This window comes from Bartonella sp. MU70NMGDW, assembly GCF_042194085.1.
Taxonomy (GTDB): domain Bacteria; phylum Pseudomonadota; class Alphaproteobacteria; order Rhizobiales; family Rhizobiaceae; genus Bartonella; species Bartonella grahamii.
This window is the reverse complement of the sequence record NZ_JBHIMK010000280.1, coordinates 1-1,504: the sequence shown is the minus strand read 5'-3', so window position 1 is coordinate 1,504 and position 1,504 is coordinate 1. Positions and strand designations below refer to the sequence as shown.

Sequence of the window (1,504 nt, the reverse complement as noted above, 5' to 3'; positions counted from 1 at the left end):
AATTTTGATGGGGCTTTGGTTTGTTTTCTTACTGTCAACTATGCTTCTAACTTTTTTGAAGTTTTTTGATTGCTTCTATTGCAAGTCGTTTTCTATCGGCTGTTTTGGTATAAAGGGATTGTCCAGATATCATCTTCAATCTGATCTTCACGAATATGCCGTAAAGGATTGCTACAAACCCCTGTAAGGATAAGCAGACGCAAAGCTAAATGTTTTATAGTTGTTGTTTTGCAGAGAAATTGGTAAAAAAAACCGGCACATCTCTCCAATCCATGGCTGGTAAGCTTTGTTTTTTATGACGTTGTTTGCCTAAGAGAGCACGTGCTTTTTCTTTGTAAATCAACATCTAACCCTAATGCAGCCGCATGTTTGAGACAAAGTCTAAGATGCATCAGTGCTGTTCGAGCAGTTCCAGCTTTTGTATGCCAAATAGGAGCAAGGGTATCGCGTATCTCTGTTTGTGTAATCTCTGAAACGGCCAGACAGCCTAATTTGGGGAGAATATGGAGGTGTAAATGTAAAAACCAATTACAAGCCTCGCCATCATTTTTTAATTCAGCTTTACGGCTTTCAAAAGCATCCAACGCGATATCTTTTAAATAATGGAGATTACTTATTGCCTCACGCTTTTGTTTGTTGCGTTCTTTAATGGGGTCACGACCCTCACGTAAAATAGCACGCCACCCATTTGCCAATTCACGGGCTTGTTTTAGAGAAACATCTCGCAACGCACCCAAGCCCATTTCGCGACGGCGCGCGTGAAGGGTATAACCTAAAAACTCTCGTGAAAAGTATAAGATTAATAGTGCATCATTATTTTTATGTTATGAAGATACGAGTTGATACTAACAGATAATCCTTTTCCCGAGTTATGACAGTTTTTTGCACTTGATACAGTTTATTAAAAGGAATTTTTATTTCTTTCTTTACGTGTTTTTATTCACACATCAATCTCGCTTATTCTCGCTTATAATGTGTAAACAAAAAGTTTTGATTGCTTCAATATGAGCAGGTTTGGAAAAGAGAGAATCTTATGATATTGAGGAGCCAATTCAATATATAAAACAATAAATTATCCTTATAAATAAAAATGTTTATATTATCTTGCATTCAATCCCACATTTTCTGCAGAAAAATAGAAAATATAAAAATGAGTTAAATGACAATTATAAAAAATTTTATTATCACATAATTTCAATAAATGGTACAAAACTTAGGCTATAAAAAGCTGAATCATTCGCAATAAAAGTATTTTTCATTGCCTAGGATAGAGCATCTGGAAGGCTATTTTTTAATGCTTTTAAAGTCTATCTTCGAAAGAGAAACATGAGACTTTATTTATCATAAAGCTGTTATTGTGGTGTGGATTTTCGTCAACATTTCAATAAAGAAGGAAAGTAATGGCACGAAATGAACTGAAACGAGGTATGAGTAAGCGCCAAGTTATTTTTTTAGCTCTTGGCTCTGCTATTGGAACAGGTCTTTTTTATGGGTCTGCACAGGC

The 1,504-nt window shown here is 35.3% G+C and carries 1 pseudogene; it reads right to left on the bottom strand.

Annotated features, from left to right (window positions below):
* Positions 1–113 precede the first annotated feature (113 nt).
* A pseudogene (locus ACFIKE_RS10450) lies at positions 114–800 on the bottom strand (tyrosine-type recombinase/integrase); the annotation flags it as partial.
* Between the last annotated feature and the right edge of the window lie 704 nt (positions 801–1,504).